General features: G+C 72.2%; 15 protein-coding genes and 1 pseudogene. 7 read left to right on the top strand and 9 right to left on the bottom strand.

The window, feature by feature from the left end:
- Nucleotides 1-74 precede the first annotated feature (74 nt).
- The 5 genes and pseudogenes from ACZ61C_RS21650 to ACZ61C_RS21630 form a co-directional block, all read right to left on the bottom strand.
- Nucleotides 75-632: pseudogene (locus ACZ61C_RS21650) on the bottom strand (DNA-3-methyladenine glycosylase I); the annotation flags it as partial.
- Complete coding sequence (locus ACZ61C_RS21645; RefSeq protein WP_465309331.1) at nt 625-1,083, bottom strand: SRPBCC family protein; 459 nt, start codon at nt 1,081-1,083, stop codon at nt 625-627. The gene ACZ61C_RS21645 and the pseudogene ACZ61C_RS21650, both read right to left, overlap by 8 nt.
- On the bottom strand, nt 1,080-1,403 hold the full coding sequence (locus ACZ61C_RS21640; RefSeq protein WP_465309329.1) for a DivIVA domain-containing protein: 324 nt from the start codon (nt 1,401-1,403) through the stop codon (nt 1,080-1,082). Before ACZ61C_RS21640 ends, ACZ61C_RS21645 begins: the two co-directional genes overlap by 4 nt.
- Nucleotides 1,400-2,068, bottom strand: a complete 669-nt coding sequence (locus ACZ61C_RS21635; protein WP_465309327.1) for a permease prefix domain 1-containing protein — start codon at nt 2,066-2,068, stop codon at nt 1,400-1,402. Before ACZ61C_RS21635 ends, ACZ61C_RS21640 begins: the two co-directional genes overlap by 4 nt.
- Nucleotides 2,065-2,382, bottom strand: a complete 318-nt coding sequence (locus tag ACZ61C_RS21630) for a helix-turn-helix transcriptional regulator (protein WP_465309325.1) — start codon at nt 2,380-2,382, stop codon at nt 2,065-2,067. The genes ACZ61C_RS21635 and ACZ61C_RS21630 overlap by 4 nt, the downstream gene beginning before the upstream one ends.
- A gap of 60 nt (nt 2,383-2,442) precedes the next feature.
- On the opposite strand from ACZ61C_RS21630, the gene ACZ61C_RS21625 reads away from it, so the two are divergent.
- The 4 genes from ACZ61C_RS21625 to cydC are packed head-to-tail and all read left to right on the top strand — an operon-like array spanning nt 2,443 to nt 7,748.
- Nucleotides 2,443-3,606 carry a cytochrome ubiquinol oxidase subunit I gene (locus ACZ61C_RS21625; protein WP_465309323.1) on the top strand — a complete coding sequence of 388 codons (1,164 nt, stop codon included), beginning with the start codon at nt 2,443-2,445 and terminating at the stop codon, nt 3,604-3,606.
- Between the two features lie 3 nt (nt 3,607-3,609).
- Complete coding sequence (gene cydB, locus ACZ61C_RS21620) at nt 3,610-4,596, top strand: cytochrome d ubiquinol oxidase subunit II (RefSeq protein WP_465309321.1); 987 nt, start codon at nt 3,610-3,612, stop codon at nt 4,594-4,596.
- Between the two features lie 9 nt (nt 4,597-4,605).
- Nucleotides 4,606-6,159, top strand: coding sequence for a thiol reductant ABC exporter subunit CydD (cydD, locus tag ACZ61C_RS21615; protein ID WP_465309319.1), 1,554 nt, complete (start codon nt 4,606-4,608; stop codon nt 6,157-6,159).
- On the top strand, nt 6,156-7,748 hold the full coding sequence (gene cydC, locus ACZ61C_RS21610) for a thiol reductant ABC exporter subunit CydC (protein ID WP_465309317.1): 1,593 nt from the start codon (nt 6,156-6,158) through the stop codon (nt 7,746-7,748). Before cydD ends, cydC begins: the two co-directional genes overlap by 4 nt.
- On the opposite strand, the gene ACZ61C_RS21605 is transcribed toward cydC, so the two are convergent.
- On the bottom strand, nt 7,684-8,586 hold the full coding sequence (locus tag ACZ61C_RS21605; RefSeq protein WP_465309315.1) for a glucosyl-3-phosphoglycerate synthase: 903 nt from the start codon (nt 8,584-8,586) through the stop codon (nt 7,684-7,686). The two genes, cydC and ACZ61C_RS21605, sit on opposite strands and share 65 nt — an antisense overlap.
- A gap of 51 nt (nt 8,587-8,637) precedes the next feature.
- Here ACZ61C_RS21605 and ACZ61C_RS21600 point away from each other — a divergent pair, with 51 nt between their 5' ends.
- Nucleotides 8,638-9,312: a lysophospholipid acyltransferase family protein gene (locus tag ACZ61C_RS21600; RefSeq protein WP_465309313.1), complete on the top strand. Its 675-nt coding sequence runs from the start codon at nt 8,638-8,640 to the stop codon at nt 9,310-9,312.
- Between the two features lie 96 nt (nt 9,313-9,408).
- On the opposite strand, the gene ACZ61C_RS21595 is transcribed toward ACZ61C_RS21600, so the two are convergent.
- The 3 genes from ACZ61C_RS21595 to ACZ61C_RS21585 are packed head-to-tail and all read right to left on the bottom strand — an operon-like array spanning nt 9,409 to nt 12,620.
- Nucleotides 9,409-9,993: an LOG family protein gene (locus tag ACZ61C_RS21595; protein ID WP_465309311.1), complete on the bottom strand. Its 585-nt coding sequence runs from the start codon at nt 9,991-9,993 to the stop codon at nt 9,409-9,411.
- Nucleotides 9,993-10,778, bottom strand: coding sequence for an LOG family protein (locus tag ACZ61C_RS21590; protein WP_465309309.1), 786 nt, complete (start codon nt 10,776-10,778; stop codon nt 9,993-9,995). The genes ACZ61C_RS21595 and ACZ61C_RS21590 overlap by 1 nt, the downstream gene beginning before the upstream one ends.
- Nucleotides 10,779-10,787: 9 nt before the next feature.
- Nucleotides 10,788-12,620, bottom strand: coding sequence for a glycoside hydrolase family 9 protein (locus ACZ61C_RS21585; RefSeq protein ID WP_465309307.1), 1,833 nt, complete (start codon nt 12,618-12,620; stop codon nt 10,788-10,790).
- Between the two features lie 120 nt (nt 12,621-12,740).
- On the opposite strand from ACZ61C_RS21585, the gene ACZ61C_RS21580 reads away from it, so the two are divergent.
- On the top strand, nt 12,741-14,027 hold the full coding sequence (locus ACZ61C_RS21580) for a helix-turn-helix domain-containing protein (RefSeq protein WP_465309305.1): 1,287 nt from the start codon (nt 12,741-12,743) through the stop codon (nt 14,025-14,027).
- 362 nt (nt 14,028-14,389) lie between these two features.
- Entirely contained in the window at nt 14,390-16,417 is a 2,028-nt protein-coding gene (locus tag ACZ61C_RS21575) for a M4 family metallopeptidase (RefSeq protein ID WP_465309303.1), read from the top strand.
- Nucleotides 16,418-16,528 lie beyond the last annotated feature (111 nt).

Genomic DNA, 16,528 nt, shown 5'->3' with positions numbered 1-16,528 from the left:
CAAACCGCGTTTCTGGCAGAGGTGGTGGTCGGTAGCGTGGGCCGCTGGTCCCCCCCCCCCCCCCCCCCCCCCCAGGCCCGGAAGCAGCCCGCGACGTGGTCGTCGACCATGCCGGTCGCCTGCATCAGCGCGTAGCAGGTCGTCGGGCCCAGGAACACGAAGCCGCGCTTCTTCAGCTCCTTGGCCATCGCCTTGGACTCGTCGGTGATCGCCGGGACGTCCGCCATGGTCGCGGGCCGCTCGTGCGACGCGGGCGCGAACGACCACAGCAGGTCGTCCAGCGGCTCGTCCAACACAGCGATCGCCTTCGCGTTGTTGATCGCCGCCAGGATCTTCGCCCGGTTCCGCACGATCGACGTGTCCTGCATCAGCCGCTCGACGTCGGCGTCGCCGAACTTCGCCACCTTCGCCGGCTTGAACCGCTTGAACGCCTTCCGGAAGCCTTCGCGCTTGCGCAGGATCGTGATCCACGAAAGCCCCGACTGGAACGACTCGAGGCACAGCCGCTCGTACAGCTCGTCCTGGCCGTGGAGCGGGGTGCCCCACTCCTTGTCGTGGTAGTCCACGTAGTCCGGGGTCGAATTGCCCCAGGAGCACCGCGCGACGCCGTCGGCGCCGAGAAGCTCACTCATCCCCACCCACCGAATAGTCCTCCGCGAACCGCGCGAACCGCCGCAGCGACTGGCGCACCCCCAGCGCGAACGCCGGCCGCACGACCGGCCAGCCGAGCCGGCCCAGCGGCCCGAACGGCAGCCGCAGGTGCTCGGCCCAGACGAACGTCGAGCGTTGCGCGCCCTTGGGCACCACCTGGAACACGCCCGTGCCCTGCACGACGCTGCCGAGGTGCCGGACCGCGCACCGCACCGGCGGCTCCCAGGTCGTGATCTCCATCTTGTCCGTGAAGCCGATGCCGGCCACCCCGGTGAACGCCGCGAGCCGCGACCCGACACTGCGGCCGTTGCCCTCGACCACCTCGACGTCGGTGCCGAGCATCCACTCGCTCTGGCGGGTCCAGTCCGTCAGCGCGAGCCAGGTCGTCCCGGCCGGGGCGCGGACGTCGACCGAGAGGACCAGATCGGTCACTGGGCGGCCTCGGGCGAGCTCTCCCGCTCTTGCTCGCGCTGCTCCAGCTCGGCGACCCGGGCGCGCAGCTCGTCGAGCTCGACGCCGAGGCGCCGCATCACCCAGTCCACTTCGGACATCTTGTAGCCGCGCAGCACCAGCTGGAAGCGGACCTCGTTCAGGTCCTCCCCGGTGATGTCCTCCGCGGGCAGCCGCGTCGGCGAGCTGCCCGGCGGCAGCGGGGCCAGCTCCTCACCCCGGCCGAAGACCACCGCGGCGAGCAGGAACACCACGGCGGCCACCAGCAGCATGACTACGAGGTAGATCAGCGCGGTCGTCACGCGACGATCGTGGCATACCCGCCCCAGGAACGTCTCGCGAGCACGACGAGCCGGAACGAAAGCAGCACCCAGGCGACCATCAACAGGACGCACGGGACGCTCAGGAACAGCCGGGAGACGTCGACGAACCCGGTCGCGCCGATCAGCAGCCCGACCGAGCCGAGGTTGACGCCGACGGCGAGCGCGATGAGGACCCCGCTGAACCGGGCGAGCCCGGCGCCGCTCACGCGGCGGCTCAGCCGGCGGATGCCGAGCAGGGCGAGCACGCCGATCACCGGCACGACGAACACCGCGCCGTGGGCGGCGTGCGTGACGACCTTGTACCACTCGGGTGTCGGGGTGGAGATCTTCGTCCACTCGCCGAAGGTGAGGATCCGGGCGTAGTCCCAGGCGACCTGCATCAGCGGGACGCCGACCACGAGCTTCCACAGCGTCCGGACGCCGCTGAGCATGCCGAGCTCGGCCTGGTAGTCGCGGGCGACGACGGCCGCCGGGCCGAAGTCGGCGACCGCGCGGCGCTCGGCGTCCTCATCGCTCCAGCCGCCCGCGCGGTAGGCGTCGGCGGCGTCGTGCAGGCCGTCGCGAGCTTCGCCCAGCAGGTCGGCCTTGAACTTGCCGCAGCCGTGCAGTCGGCGGTCCAGCTCTCCCAGGTACTCGTCGATCATGTGCCCAGCACTCCCCCGATGACCGTGGTGAACTCCCGCCACTCGGTGCGCTCGGCGGCCAGGGCCTGTTCGCCCGAGCGCGTGAGGTGGTAGGTGCGGCGCTTGCGGCCGGACACGACGTCCCATTCGCTGGTGAGCCAGCCGGCCCGTTCGAGCCGGCGCAGCGCCGGGTAGACGGTGCCGGTCGGCAGGTCGAGCGCGCCGCCGCTGCGCAGCTGCAGGGCCTCGATGATCGCGTAGCCGTGCAGTTTGCGGCCGTCGAGCACCGCGAGCAGCAGGGCGTCGAGGTGCCCGCGCAAGGTGTCCGCCTTCATGGGTACGCAGTCTACACGTCGCCTTGCTACATGTAGCTAGACTATGTGTAGCCTGACTACATGAACGCACTCCCGGTCGCGAGACTCCAGTTCGCGACGACGACTTCGTTCCACTTTCTCTTTGTGCTGCTCACGCTGGGGTTGGTCACGCTGGTGGCCGTGATGCAGACACGCTGGACGCTCGGCGGCAAGCCCGAGCTGCTGCGGATGACGCGCTTCTGGGGCCGCCTCTACGTCATCAACTACGCGCTGGGGATCGTCACCGGCATCGTGATGGAGTTCCAGTTCGGGCTGACCTGGACCGGACTGTCCACCTTCGCCGGTGACGTCTTCGGCGCGCCGCTGGCCATCGAGACGCTCGTCGCGTTCTTCCTCGAGTCGACGTTCCTCGGCCTGTGGATCTTCGGCTTCGGGCGGATGAACAAGTGGCTGCACCTGACGCTGCTCTGGCTGGTCACGCTGACCGCGTACGCGTCGGCGCTGTTCATCATGCTGGCCAACTCGTTCCTGCAGAACCCGGTCGGCAGCCGGCTCGAAGGCGGCACCCTGCACCTCGACGACTTCGGGGCGCTGTTCTCGAACCCGGCGCTGGTCGCGTCGCTGCCGCACGTGCTCAGCGCCGCGCTGGTGACCGGCGGGTTCTTCGTCGTCGGCGTCAGCGCGTGGCACTTCCTCAAGCGCACCACCGAGGTCGAGTTCTTCCGGCGGTCGATGCGGATCGGCGTCGTGACGGCGCTGGTCGGCTCGGTGTTCGTCGTCAACCAGGGCTTCGCGCAGTTCGGCGAGCTGAAGGTGTACCAGCCGGACAAGCTCGACGAAAGCACGGTCGGGCTGCCGCTGGGCGCGATGATCGGGCTCGGGTTCCTGATGTTCGCCTGCGCGGTCCTCGGCGCCCTGCTCCTGTTCCGGAACTGGCTCACGAAGGCGCGGTTCCTGCACTACCTGATGGTCGCGGCGATCCCGCTGCCGTTCCTCGCGGCGATCATGGGCTGGCTGGTGCGCGAGCTCGGCCGTCAGCCGTGGCTGGTCTGGGGGAAGCTGCGCACCGCCGACGCGATCGCGGACGTGCCCGCCGGCCAGATCCTGTTCTCCTTCATCGCTTTCTCACTGCTGTTCGCCGCGCTCGCGGTCGCCGACTGGGTGCTGATGGCGCGCGTCGCCAAGCGCGGCCCGGAGCCGGTCGACGAGCCCGCCGCCGAACTGCCCGTCCTGAGCGGAGTCTGACCGATGGTGACCGTCTGGTGGTGTGTGCTGGGGCTGCTGACCTGCGGCTACTTCGCGCTGGCTGGGTACGACTACGGCGTCGGGATGCTCCTGCCCGGGTTCGAGTCCGGGGAACGGCGGCGGCGGCAGACGCTCGGCGCGCTCGGGCCGTTCTTCCTGGCCAACGAGGTGTGGCTGGTGGCCGCGGTGGGCCTGCTCTTCGGCGCGTTCCCGCACCTGGAGGGCAAGGTGTTCGCCGGGGCGTACGTCCTGGTCGTGACGCTGCTGCTCGGCCTGGTGACGTTCACCGCGTCGATGCAGCTGCGCAGCCGCCGCCCGGACGCGCGGCGCGGCGCCTGGACCGCGGGCATCGTCGGCGGCGCGCTGGTGACGGCGTTGTCGTGGGGGCTGTTCCTCGGGAACCTGGTGCTCGGGCTGCCGCTGCAGGGTGACGGCTCCCCGTCCGGGGACGTCCTGGCGCTGTTCACCCCCTACGCCGTGCTGTGGGGCCTCGGGTTCGTCGCGTTGTTCTGCCTGCAGGGGGCGCTGTTCCTCGCCGTCCGGGCGCCGGCCGAGCTGACCGGCCGCGCGGTGCGGCTGGCCCGCGCGTTTTCGGCGCCGGTGCTGGCCTTCCTCGTGATCGCCGCGGTCTGGGGCGCCTTCGCGCTCGACGGCGTCACCGCTCTCGGCATCGCGGTGGCCGCACTCGCCTTCGCCGCTTTCGGCGTCGCGAGGCTGGGGCTGGCGGTGCGGCGGCACCGGCTCGCGCTGGTCGGCTCGATGGTGCTTTCGGCCTGCCCCGCGCTGCTCGCCGGCACGCTGCGCTTCCCCACCGTGCTGACGTCTGCGGGCTACACGATGACCGCCGGCCAGGCGGCCACCGCGCCGGAGACGCTCGCGGTGCTGGGCTGGTTCGCCCCGCCGGCGGTGCTCCTGCTGCTCGTGGTGCAGTGGCTGACCTGGCGCGCGCACCGGCGCCCCCTCGACCAGCGCTCGCTGCTGCACTTCTAGGGGGACGGCGTGCCTGCTCTTCCCGGACTCCGGCGGTACCTGGCCGTGCTGACCGCGCTCGGAGTGCTCACCGCGGTGGCGGTGCTGGTCCAGGCCGAAGGACTGGCGACCCTGCTGACCGGCGGTGGCGTTTCGGTCGGCCTGGTGCTGGCGCTGGGCGCCCGGGCCGGCCTGTCCTGCGCGCACGGCGTCCTCAGTGGACGGTTCGCGGCCGCGGTCCGCGGCGGCCTGCGCCGGCGGCTGCTCGGCTCGGCGTCCGACCGCGCCGGGGTTGTCGCGACGCAGGTGACACGCGGGGTCGACACGACCGACAGCTACCTGACCGGGTACCTGCCGTCGCTGGTCGTGTCGGTGGTGGTGCCGGTCGCGGTGATCGTGCGGCTCTTCACGACCGACCTGGTGTCGGCGCTGGTCGTCACGGTGACGCTGCCGCTGATCCCGGTGTTCGCGATCCTCGTCGGCAAGCACACGGCGGCGCGGACCGCGCGGCAGTGGGGGCTGCTGACGAAGCTGGGCGGGCACTTCCTCGACGTCGTGCGCGGGCTCGGCACGCTGAAGGTGTTCGGCCGGGCCTCCGCGCAGGCTTCGACGGTCCGGGCGATGGCAGCCGCCCACGCGGACGCGACGCTGAAGACACTGCGGGTGGCCTTCCTGTCGGCCCTGGTGCTGGAACTGGTCGCGACGCTGTCGGTGGCGCTGGTGGCGGTGCCGATCGGGTTCCGGCTGCTGGCCGGGGACTTGGACGCGCGGACCGGTCTGCTGGTGCTCCTCCTGGCGCCCGAGGCGTACCTGCCCCTGCGCGCGGCGGGCACGAAGTTCCACGCGGCGGCCGAGGGGCTCACGGCGTTGCGGGAGGCGCTCGCCGTGCCGGTGGTTTCTTCGCGCTCGGGGACGCGGTGCCGACGTCGAGGCGCGCCTTCGCTGGTGTTGGAGCGGGTTTCGGTCTCCTACCACGGCGTTCCTGCACTGTCCGAAGTGGACTTGTCGGTGCCCGCCGGGTCACGGGTGGCCCTGGTGGGGCCGAGCGGGTCCGGGAAGAGCACGTTGCTCGCGGTGCTGCTGGGGTTCGTGGCGCCGACGTCCGGCCGGGTCCTGGTCGACGACGTGGACCTGCGGTCCCTGTCCCCCGCGGCCTGGCTGGCCGAGATCGCCTGGGTGCCGCAGCGGCCGACGTTGTTCCGGGGCTCACTGGCGTCGAACATCGCGCTGGGGCTGCCGTCCGCCGACGTTGCCGGTGCGGCCCGGGCGGCGGCGCTGAACTCCGTGGCCTCCGGCTTGCCCGAGGGTTTCGCCACCGAGGTGGACGAAGGGTTGTCGGCCGGTCAGCGACAGCGGGTGGGGCTGGCACGGGCGCTGGCCCGCACTTCGTCGGGCTTGGTGCTGCTGGACGAGCCGACGGCCCGGCTGGACTCCCGCACGGAAGCGGCGGTGCTGTCGGCGACCCGGCGGTTGTTGCCGGACCGGACGGCCGTGCTGGTCGCCCACCGGCCTGCGCTCATGACGTTGGCGGACCGGGTCGTGGAGCTGCGCGACGGCCGGATCGCCGCGGAGGTGGCGGCGTGAACTTCTGGGCTGTTTCGAGGAAAGACGCTCTCCGCCTCCTGCGCGCCGCTCTCCTCGGCGCCGGCGCGGAACTCGCCGCCCTGGCCCTCATGGCCACCGCCGCGTGGCTGCTCCTGCGCGCCGCCGAACGGCCGCCGCTGGCGGCGCTCACGGTGGCCATCGTCGCCGTCCGGACGCTCGCGCTCCTCCGCGGCGGCCTGCGGTACGCCGAACGGCTCGCCGGCCACGAGGTCGTCCTGCGCTGGCTCGGGGAGCTCCGCACCCGCGTCTACCAGGCCATCGCGCCCGGGACCCGGTACTCCGGCGGTGACCTCGTCACCCGGCTCGTGTCCGATGTGGACGCACTGCAGGACGCCGTGCTGCGGTGGGGGCTGCCCGCGGCTGTCGCGGCGATCGTCGGGACGGCCGCCGTCGGGGTGGTCGCCACCGCGTCGCCCGGGGCCGCTCTCGCGCTCGCCGCCGGGCTGCTGCTCGCCGGGGTCCTCCTGCCCTGGCTGGTCGCCCGGATCACGGCGCGCGATGCCGCCGAGTGCGCTCCGAAACGCGCTGAGCTGGCCGAACGCGCCGTCGAGCTGGTCACCGGCCATCGTGAGCTGGTCGCCGCCGGTGCGCTCGACGAGCACCGCGACCGCGCCACCCGGGTGGTCGACGACCTCGCCGCGAGCGAGCGGACGACGTCGGCCAAGACCGCCCTGCTCGGCGCCACCGGGGTGCTGGTCCAGCTGGTCACCACGGTCGCCGTCGCGCTGCTCTGCGACGCCTCGGTGCCGTGGACGGCCGCGCTCACCTTGGCCGCCCTGACGACGTTCGAGGTGGTCCTCCCACTGATCGGCGCCGCCCGGCGCGTCCCCGAGATCCGCGCGTCGGCGGCCCGCGTGAAAGCCGTCCTCGAGTCGCCCCGCCCGGAAACGGGGTCGAGGACTGCCCAAAGTGGACACTTCCGCCTGGAGAACGCGGGGGTGCGACACCCGGGCCGCGCACCCGCCCTCGCGGACATCACGCTCGACCTGCCCCCGGGCAAGCGCGTCGGGATCCTCGGCCCGAGCGGCGCCGGGAAGACGACGCTCCTACGGCTGCTCCTCGGCCTCGAACCACCGACGTCCGGCGCGGTCACCCTCGACGGCCACCCGTTGAGCGAGTACGCCGACCTCTCGTCGACCATCTCGGGCGCCGAAGCCGGCGCGCACGTCTTCCACACGACCGTCCGCGAGAACCTCCTGGTCGCGAAGCCGGAAGCGACGGACGACGAACTGGCCGAAGCGTGCCGGACCGCCGGCTTCGACCTCGATCTGGACCGCGAGACCGGCCCGGACGGCGACGCGCTCTCGGGCGGTCAGCGGCAACGGCTGGTCCTGGCCCGCGCGGTGCTCGCGGCGCCGCCGGTCCTGGTGCTCGACGAGCCGGTCGAAGGCCTCGACCCCGCCCACGGTGACGCGGTCCTCGAGCGGGTCCTCGCCCGGGCGGCCGGCACGGTCGTCCTCGTGACGCACCGGCCCGAGCACCTCGACGGCTTCGACCAGGTCGTCACCCTCGAGGACGGGCGAGCACTTCCCGCATCGGCGGCCGGTCCGCGACCCGGACGTCGGTGACGTCGGGCAGCCACTCCTCGTCGACCTGCACGAACTGCGTCAGCGGCGCGTCCGCGGCCGGGACGCCGCAGCGGGCCAGCGCGGTGCCGAGGATCTGGCGGGACATCACGCCCAGCTGCCGGAGCGAGCGGTTCCGGTGCTTGCGGACACCGAGGTTGACCTGCGCCAGCCCGTCGAGGCCGTAGCGCGCTTCGGCGTCGAGCAGCAGCCCGATCTCGACGCCGTACCCGGCGGCGAACGGGACCGACTCGAGGAACTCGCGCGTGCCCGCGTACTCGCCGCCGAGGGGCTGGACCAGCCCGCCGAGCGCCGGGCGCAGCGCCGAGAGCACCGGCCGCGCCAGCAGCTCCGTCACGCGGCCGCCGCCGGTGCTCTCCAGCCGCAGCGGACGACGGTAGAAGCCCTTGACCAGGTGGACGCCGCTTTCGGTGACCAGCGGGCCGAGCAGCGACGGCACGAACGCCGGGTCCGGGTCGACGAGGTCGGAGTCGAGGAACACGACGATGTCCCCGCTGGTCGCGGCCAGCGAGCGCCACAGCACCTCGCCCTTCCCGGGCACCGGCGGCAGGTCCGGCAGGACGTCCTCACGCCGGACGACCCGCGCGCCGGCGGCCTCGGCGGTGGGAACCGTGCGGTCCGTGGAACCCGAGTCGACAACCACGAGCTCGTCGACGACCCCGCCGACCAGCGGCCGCACGGACGCGACGACGTCACCGACGGTCCGCTCTTCGTCCAGCGCCGGTAGCACGACCGAAACCGTCCGGTCACCCTTCGCGGTCACGATGTCGTCGGGTGTCCAACCGGGCTCCTGCCACGTACGCCGCTCGAACCAACTCACGAGTAACGATCGTGCCATGCTGGTGGCACCGCACCCGAGGAGGAGGACCACTTGATCGCGCTGCTTGTCCGGTTCGTGCTGGGGCCGCTGGCCAGGGCGGTGTACCGGCCCGAGGTGCACGGCGTGGAGAACGTGCCCACCACGGGCCCGGTGCTCCTGGCGGCCAACCACCGGGCCGCGCTCGACACCGGCGTGATCACGTTCGCGACCCCGCGACAGGTCAAGTTCCTCGGCAAGGCGGAGTACTTCACCGGCAAAGGCCTCAAGGGCAAGCTGATGGCCGGGTTCGTCGGCGGGCTCGGCTACATCCCGGTCGAGCGCGGCAACGCCCAGGCCGGGCTCGCCGCACTGGAGGCGGCCCGCAAGGTGCTCGACGCGGGCGGCGTCTTCGCGATCTACCCGGAGGGCACGCGCTCCCTGGACGGCCGGCTGCACCGCGGCCACACGGGCGTCGCGGCCCTGGCCCTGGCGACCGGCGCGAAGGTGGTGCCGGTCGCCCTGACCGGCACCGAGCACCTGCAGCCGGACGGCGCCCGCGTCCCGCGCCTGGCCAAGATCTCGATCACGTTCGGCAAGCCGCTGGACTTCTCCCGCTACGAAGGCCAGGACTACGCACCGGCGATCCGCCGGTCGGTCACCGACGAGGTCATGTACGCGATCCTCGAGATCTCCGGCCAGGAGTACGTGGACACCTACCACAAGCGGCCGAGCGAGGGTGTCGCCTAAGCCCCGTCCACAGCGCCCCAATGTGGCCTTCGGTGCGTCTGGCGCACCCAATGTGGCCTTCGGTGCGCAAGACGCAACCAAGGCCACATTGGGGCACTAGATGCCCGGCTTCTCCGTGGCCCACTTCGGCGGCGCCGGCGGCTCATAACTCTCGAACCGGTCCAACAGCGCCGCCGGGTCGGCGTCGGTCAGCAGCAGGCGGCGGTAGTCCTCCTTGACGAACCCCTCGGTCACCATGTGGTCGGCGAACTTGAGCAGCGGCTCGTAGTACCCGTCGACGTCGACCAGGCCGATCGGCTTGCCGTGCAGGCCCAGCTGGGCCCACGTCCAGACCTCGAACAGCTCCTCCAGCGTGCCCGCGCCGCCCGGGAGGGCGAGGAAGCCGTCGGACAGCGCCGCCATCTTCGCCTTGCGCTCGTGCATGTCGCGGACCACGTGCAGCTCGGACAGACCGGCGTGCGAGATCTCGACCGACGACAACGCCTCCGGGATCACGCCGATCACCTCGCCGCCCTCGGCCAGCGCCGCGTCGGCGACCACGCCCATCGTGCCGACGCTCGCGCCGCCGTAGACCAGGCCGATGCCGCGCTGGGCCAGGAGCTTGCCGAGTGCCGCGGCCTGCTCGGCGTAGCGCGGGGAGAACCCCATGGACGAGCCGCAGAACACGCAGATCCGGTTCATCAGTGGGTGTCCTCCCACGCCTGGTAGGACTCCTGCACCACGCGGACGGCGTCGTCGATGTCGTCGGTGACGTGCAGCAGCTCGAGGTCGTGCGGGCTGACCTTGCCCTCGGCCTGCACGGTCTTGGCGATCCAGTCGTACAGCCCGCCCCAGTACTCGCTGCCGAACAGCACCACCGGGAACTTCGTGACCTTCTTCGTCTGCACCAGCGTCAGCGCCTCGAACAGCTCGTCGAGCGTGCCGAAACCGCCGGGCAGGCAGATGAAGGCCTGCGAATACTTGATGAACATCGTCTTCCGGGCGAAGAAGTACCGGAAGTTGACGCCGAGGTCCACCCACGGGTTCAGGCCCTGCTCGAACGGCAGCTCGATCCCGAGCCCGACGGAGAAGCCGCCGGCCTCGGCCGCGCCGCGGTTGACCGCCTCCATCGCGCCCGGGCCGCCGCCGGTCATCACGGCGAAGCCGGCGTTGGCCAGCGCGGCGCCGATCTTGCGGCCGAGCTCGTACTCCGGGTGGTCGCGCTTGGTGCGCGCCGAGCCGAACACCGTGACCGCGCGCGGGACCTCGGCGAGCGCGCCGAACCCCTCGACGAACTCGGCCTGGATCCGCAGCACGCGCCACGGGTCGGTGTGCACCCAGTCGCTGGGGCCACGCGAGTCGAGCAGCCGCTGGTCGGTCGTGCTGCCCTGGTCACGGCGGTCGCCGCGCAGCACGACCGGGCCCTTCTGGCGCTCGACCGGGCGCTCGGGGTACTGGCCGTCGGGGAATTCAGACTGTTCACTCACCTCGTCATGCTACGACCTGCCCGCCAGCGAAAATGCCAAGAGGGCCGTGGAGGTGAAGTCGATGGCGGGCTCGTTACTGGGCCATGAACTCAGGTCGTCGGCGTAGCGACTTCCCTGGCCGTCGAAGGATTCATACGGACGGGTGCATTCCTTCGCGCCCGCCGGGAACGGCAGGTCGGCGAAGTTGTCCGCGCCGTTCGGGCCGTTGACGACCGCGCCGTACAGCACTTTCGAAGGTCCGGCGAGGTTCGCGGCCTGGTGGTGCGGGCACCGCGGGAACGTCGTACCGACGCCGACCACGAGCGACACGCCCCAGGCGTTGGCACCGAGGGTGAAGTTCCGTTGTTGCGCCCCGAACGCGGCGTAGCGGGTGTCGCCGGTGACACGCTGGTAGAGCCGCGCGGTCGCGGCGAAGCCGAAGCTCTTGCTGGCGGCGTCGAAGTCGGTGATGTCGACGGCCGTCCGAAATGGACTCTTCTTCGCGCTTTCCACCCCGGCGTCGAGCTGACGACGCAGGTCCGCGGCCAGTTCCCGGACGCCAAGCGCGGCACCCGGGACGCCGGTCCGCAGCAGCCCGGCGAGGTCGGCGTGGGCGAGCGCGCTGGTGTCGTAGAGGTTCAACGTGCTCTTGTCGTCACCGGCGATGTAGGTCTTCGCCCACTTCGCGGCGTCGCGGGCCCAGCCGTTCGCGCGCGGGTCGTTCAGCTTGCGCGCGGCGAGCGCGAGCTGCGTCGCGCCCAGTTCGAGGTCGTCCTCCCAGGACGACTCCGGGTAGTAGGCGTGCGGGAACGCCGTGACGAGCTCACCGACGTCCGACGTCTTGGCCTGCGCGAACACCGCGGCGGCCTCGGCCAGGTAGTGCCGCGCCAGGCGCGGGTCGCGGTGGGCCTGGATCTGCGCGCCGAGCGCGAACGCGGCGGCGACGCGGCCGGCGAGGTTCGGGGACAGCGGCGCGCCGGCGGGCGTGGCCGGGAACACCGGGCGGTACTTGACGAAGTACCCCGGGTCGCCGGGCTTGACGGCGAGCGCGTCGTCGTCCTGCGGCTCGCGCCAGACGTCGTGGTCGCCGAGGAAGCCGAACTCCTCGCTGCCGGTGCCGATGCCGACCTGCGCGTAGAGGGTCCGGGTCTTGCCGTCCCACATCTTGTCGAGCCAGTCGAGGCCGAAGCGGACCTCCTTCGCCAGCACCGGATCGGGGTCGTCCCGCAGCACCACCCCCAGCTCGGCCAGCGAATACGCCGTGTTGGACGTGAACTTCACGAAGTCGCCGGCGTCGACCCAGCCGCCTTCGACGTCCACCGGGCCGCCCTGCGGCTTCAGCGGTTCGACGATTTCGTCGCCGCCTTCCCCGGCGAACTTCGGCTCGGCGTAGACGGCACCCTTCCGGTCCGCCAGGTGCGACGGCTTGCGGTCGAGCCGGCCCGGGACGACGTCGTGGCCGTCGCGCTGGGCCTGGAAGAACTCGGTCGTGGCGCCGACGAGCGGGCGGAAGAGGCGGCGCGCGGTGTCGATCCGGAACGGCGGTGACGTCGCTCCCGCGGCCTTGACGCGGTAGGTGCCCGGCCGATCCACAGTGGACAAGTCGAGGTCGAACACCTTGGCGTACTTGGCGTTCCAGGAACCGACACTCGCGCCGGTGCGGCCCTGGCGGACGGTGTGCCCGCGCTCGTCGACAACGGTGAACGTCCCCTGCGTGCCGCCGAGGAGGTACGCGTGCTTCGCCTCGCCCAATGCGTAACCGACTTGGTTGACGCGCACTTCCGCCGGCGTGGCGGCCTCGGCCGGGGCGGCGGCCAGCGGGACGGCGAGCGCGGCCGCCGTCACGAGGGGAAGCAGGCGCATGATCAGGCTCCACTTTGTTAGGAAAGTTTCCTATTTAGCGGAAGACGCTATCCCGGTGTGCCCGCGGACGTCAATATGTCCGTTTCCGCACTCGCCGCGCCGATGACCTACCGTGGGGAGATGACCAGCGCACCCACCGAGCCGCTCGGCACGCGGATCCGGCGGCTGCGCGCCGGGCGCGGCTGGACGCAGCGCGAGCTGGCCGAGCCCGGGTACGACCGGGGCTTCCTGGCGAAGGTGGAGACCGGCAGCCGGCCGCCGTCGGAGGAGATGCTCGCCTACCTCGCCGACCGGCTCGGCCTGACCGTCGACGAGCTGCGCTTCGGCCGCCCCCCGGGCGTCGCCGACGAGCTGCGGGCCGCGCTGGACGAGGGGTACCGCGACCTCGAACAGGGCCGGGTCGCCGCCGCGTCGACGAGCTTCGCGTCCGTCGCGAAGCAGGCGGCGGGTTACCGCCTCGACGACGTCGAGTGTTACGCGCGGTTCTGCCAGGCCGAGGTCAAGTGGCAGCTGTTCGACGTCGAGGGGGCGCAGACGGCGTTGGAGCACGCGTCGGAGCTCGCGGGCGCCGCGCCGCCGTGGCTGCGGGCGATGATCGTGCACCGCTGGTCCGGCTGCCGGTACCTGGCCGGCGACGCGGGCGCGGCGGTCGCGCGGGTCGAGGCGGAGCTGGCCGCGGGGCCGGCCGACCCCGATGCCGAGCTGTGCCTGCTCAGCGCGTTGATCCACCCGCTGATGGAGATGGGCGGCCTGCACCGGGCCGAGCGCGCGGCGCTCGACGGCGTCCGCCTGGCGCGGGCGGCCACCCGGCCGGACTTCGTCGCGCGGTTCCACCGGCAGGCGTCGCAGGTGTGGCAGGCGACCGGCCGCGCCGACCGGGCCGAGCGCGACCTGACGGAGGCGTGCCGGCTGTTCGCGTCCGTGGGGTTCGACCGCGACGCGGCCCGCTGTCGCTGGGCGCGCGGGTACCTCCTGCGCCGGCTGGGCCGTCTCGACGAGGCGCGTTCGGAGCTGACGTCGGCGCGGGACCAGCTGGCGGCGATCGGCTCGGAGGAAGGTGTCGCCGGGGCGACGGTCGAGCTGGCCGAGGTCCGGCTCCGGCAGGGCGCGCCCGCCGAAGCCGCGTCGCTGGTCACGGAGGTCTGGCCACTCCTGGCCCGCGACGTCGAGTCCCTGGGCGAGGCGACGGGCCTGCGGGGCCAGATCGCCCAGGCCGAGGGCGACCTCCCGGCCGCGACCCGGCTGCTGCGCGAGGCGGCGGACATCCAGACCCGGGCTTCGCTGCACGGCGCGGCGGTCTCGACGTCCCTGCGCCTCGGCGACGTCCTCCGACAACGTGGTCATCTCGACGAAGCCATCGAGGCCTACCGCCGCGGCCTGGACTCCGCCACCCGCACCGACACATAGCCGTGTCGACCCTCTGATCACGCGTGATGCCTGCTCAATCACGCGTGATGCCCCTCTGATCACGCGTGATGCCCTCGGCCGCCGGAACCGCGTGATCCGGAGGTCGACACGGCGGACCTGCGGGGAGCGGCGGTCCGGTCGGGGAAGTTTCCTACCAAAGTCGGGTGAATTGGTTCAGACCAGTCGTCAAACCGGCCGCTTCCTGGGGATTTGCGCGGATCGTCGTGATCTTCGACGAGCGCGACTGGGCCGTTCGGCCCATTGACCGACCGGCGACCGGAACCTTTACTCGGACGCGTCCGGCGCAATAACTGCAGTTATTCCTCCGGGCACACTCCCCGCGTTCCCCGGAAAGGTTCCCCATGAGATCCCCACGAGGGCTGGCGGCGATCGCCGGTCTGGTCCTGACGTTCGGTGTGCCGGCGATCCCGGCCGCCGCCTCCGTTCCCCCCGCCGCCACCCCGCCCGAGGCGCTCGCCGCCCGGGCCGCCGACCAGGCCGCGCTCAGCGGCGTCGACGAGCTCGCCAAGGGCACCGGGGAGGCGTTCGTCCGCACCGGGGTCACCCCGGGTGGCGGCGGGCTCTACTACGCCTCCTACCAGCGCACCTACCACGGCCTGCCGGTCGTCGGCGGGGACGCGGTCGTCGTCGCCGACGGCGCCGGGCGCGTCCGCGGCACCGAAGCCGCGAGAACCGCTCCGATCGCCGTGAACACTCAGGCCACGCTCAAAGCCGAGCAGGCCACCACGATCGCCGAAGCCCAGGTGTCCACAGTGGACACCACGACCGCGCCGAAGCTCGTCGTGCTGGCCGGGGACACCCCGAAGCTCGCCTACGAGGTCGTCGTCTCCGGGCGCGCCAAGGCCGACAAGCCGACCAAGCTGCACGTCTTCGTCGACAGCGCCACCGGCCAGGTCCTCGACACGCGCGACGACGTCCGCGAGGCGGGCACTGGCAACTCCTTCTACGCCGGTCAGGTCTCGATCGACACGTCCGGCTCCGGCAGCTCGTACTCGATGACCGACCCCGCCCGCCGCGGCATCGCCTGCGGCCGTGAGGGCGGCGCGATCTTCACGAAGAGCAGCAACACCTGGGGCAACGGCTCGGGCACCGACCTCGAGACCGGCTGCGTCGACACGCTCTACAGCGTCCAGACCGAGTGGAAGATGCTCGGCGACTGGCTCGGCCGCAACGGCATCGACGGCGCCGGCGGCGGCTTCCGCGCGAGCGTCGGCCTCAACGACGTCAACGCCTACTGGGACGGCTCCTCGACGCACTTCGGGCACTCCCAGGACAACCGCCGCCAGGCGACGCCGATGGACGTCGTCGGGCACGAGTTCGGACACGCGATCTTCCAGACGACCCCGGGCGGCGCCGGCTCCGGCAATGAGAACGGCGGGCTCAACGAGTCCACCGGCGACATCTTCGGCGCGCTGACCGAGGCCTACGCCAACAACCCGGTGGACCGGCCGGACTTCACCGTCGGCGAGGGTGTCAACCTCGTCGGCCAGGGCCCGATCCGCTACATGTACAACCCGAGCCAGGTCGGCGACCCGAACTGCTACTCGGCGTCCATCCCGAGCACCGAGGTGCACGCCGCCGCGGGCCCCCAGAACCACTGGTTCTACCTGCTTTCCCAGGGCAGCAACGCTTCCCCGGCCAGCCCGACGTGCAACGGCTCCACCGTGACCGGCATCGGCATCCAGAAGGCCGGCAAGATCTTCTACAACGGCCTGCTGAAGAAGACCTCCTCCTGGAACCACAAGGCCGCCCGCAAGGCCACGCTCGAAGCCGCCATCGCGCTCTTCCCCGGCAGCTGCACCGAGTTCAACACCACCAAGGCCGCTTGGGACGCCGTGAGCGTGACGGCCGTCAGCGGTGAGCCGACCTGCAGCGGCCAGCCGCCGGCCGGCAACGACTACTCGCTGACGCTGTCGCCGACGTCCGCGTCCGTCCAACCCGGACAGACCGCGACCACCACGGTGACCACCCGGGTCACCTCGGGCAACGCCCAGACCGTGGCGCTGCAGGCCACCGGCCTGCCGGAAGGCGCGAAGGCGACCTTCAGCCCGGCGAGCGTCCAGTCCGGCGGCACGTCGACGCTGACCATCACCACCTCGGCGACCACGCCGCAGGGCACCAGCCAGGTGACGGTCACCGGCGACGGCACCGACGCCGACCACACCGCGCAGTTCTCGCTCACCGTCGGCACCGGCACCCCGCCGACCGGCTGCGACGGGATCGGCGAGTGGGACTCCGCGAAGGCCTACGTGCCCAACGACGTCGTGGGCCACAACGGTCACAAGTGGACCTCGACGTGGTACTCGACCGGCGCCGAGCCCGGCGCGCCCGGTTCGTGGGCCGTGTGGAGTGACGCCGGCGCCTGCTGAACCTCGCCGGGGGGGGGGGGGGGGGGGGGGGGGGGGGGGAGGGGGGGGGGGGGGGGGGGGGGAGGAGGGGGGGGGGGGGGGGTGGGGGGGGGGGGGGGGGGGTGGATGGGG

The organism is Amycolatopsis sp. NPDC104587 (genome assembly GCF_055583645.1).
This window is presented reverse-complemented; position numbering and strand designations above follow the sequence as displayed.

What these genes read in the sequence shown, in the direction of transcription:
- ACZ61C_RS21625 (WP_465309323.1), top strand. Translation starts at nt 2,443, where the DNA reads ATGAACGCACTCCCGGTCGCGAGACTCCAGTTCGCGACGACGACTTCG.
- cydB (WP_465309321.1), top strand. Translation starts at nt 3,610, where the DNA reads ATGGTGACCGTCTGGTGGTGTGTGCTGGGGCTGCTGACCTGCGGCTAC.
- ACZ61C_RS21585 (WP_465309307.1), bottom strand. Translation starts at nt 12,620, where the DNA reads ATGCGCCTGCTTCCCCTCGTGACGGCGGCCGCGCTCGCCGTCCCGCTG.
- ACZ61C_RS21635 (WP_465309327.1), bottom strand. Translation starts at nt 2,068, where the DNA reads ATGATCGACGAGTACCTGGGAGAGCTGGACCGCCGACTGCACGGCTGC.
- ACZ61C_RS21575 (WP_465309303.1), top strand. Translation starts at nt 14,390, where the DNA reads ATGAGATCCCCACGAGGGCTGGCGGCGATCGCCGGTCTGGTCCTGACG.
- ACZ61C_RS21580 (WP_465309305.1), top strand. Translation starts at nt 12,741, where the DNA reads ATGACCAGCGCACCCACCGAGCCGCTCGGCACGCGGATCCGGCGGCTG.
- ACZ61C_RS21630 (WP_465309325.1), bottom strand. Translation starts at nt 2,382, where the DNA reads ATGAAGGCGGACACCTTGCGCGGGCACCTCGACGCCCTGCTGCTCGCG.
- ACZ61C_RS21595 (WP_465309311.1), bottom strand. Translation starts at nt 9,993, where the DNA reads ATGAACCGGATCTGCGTGTTCTGCGGCTCGTCCATGGGGTTCTCCCCG.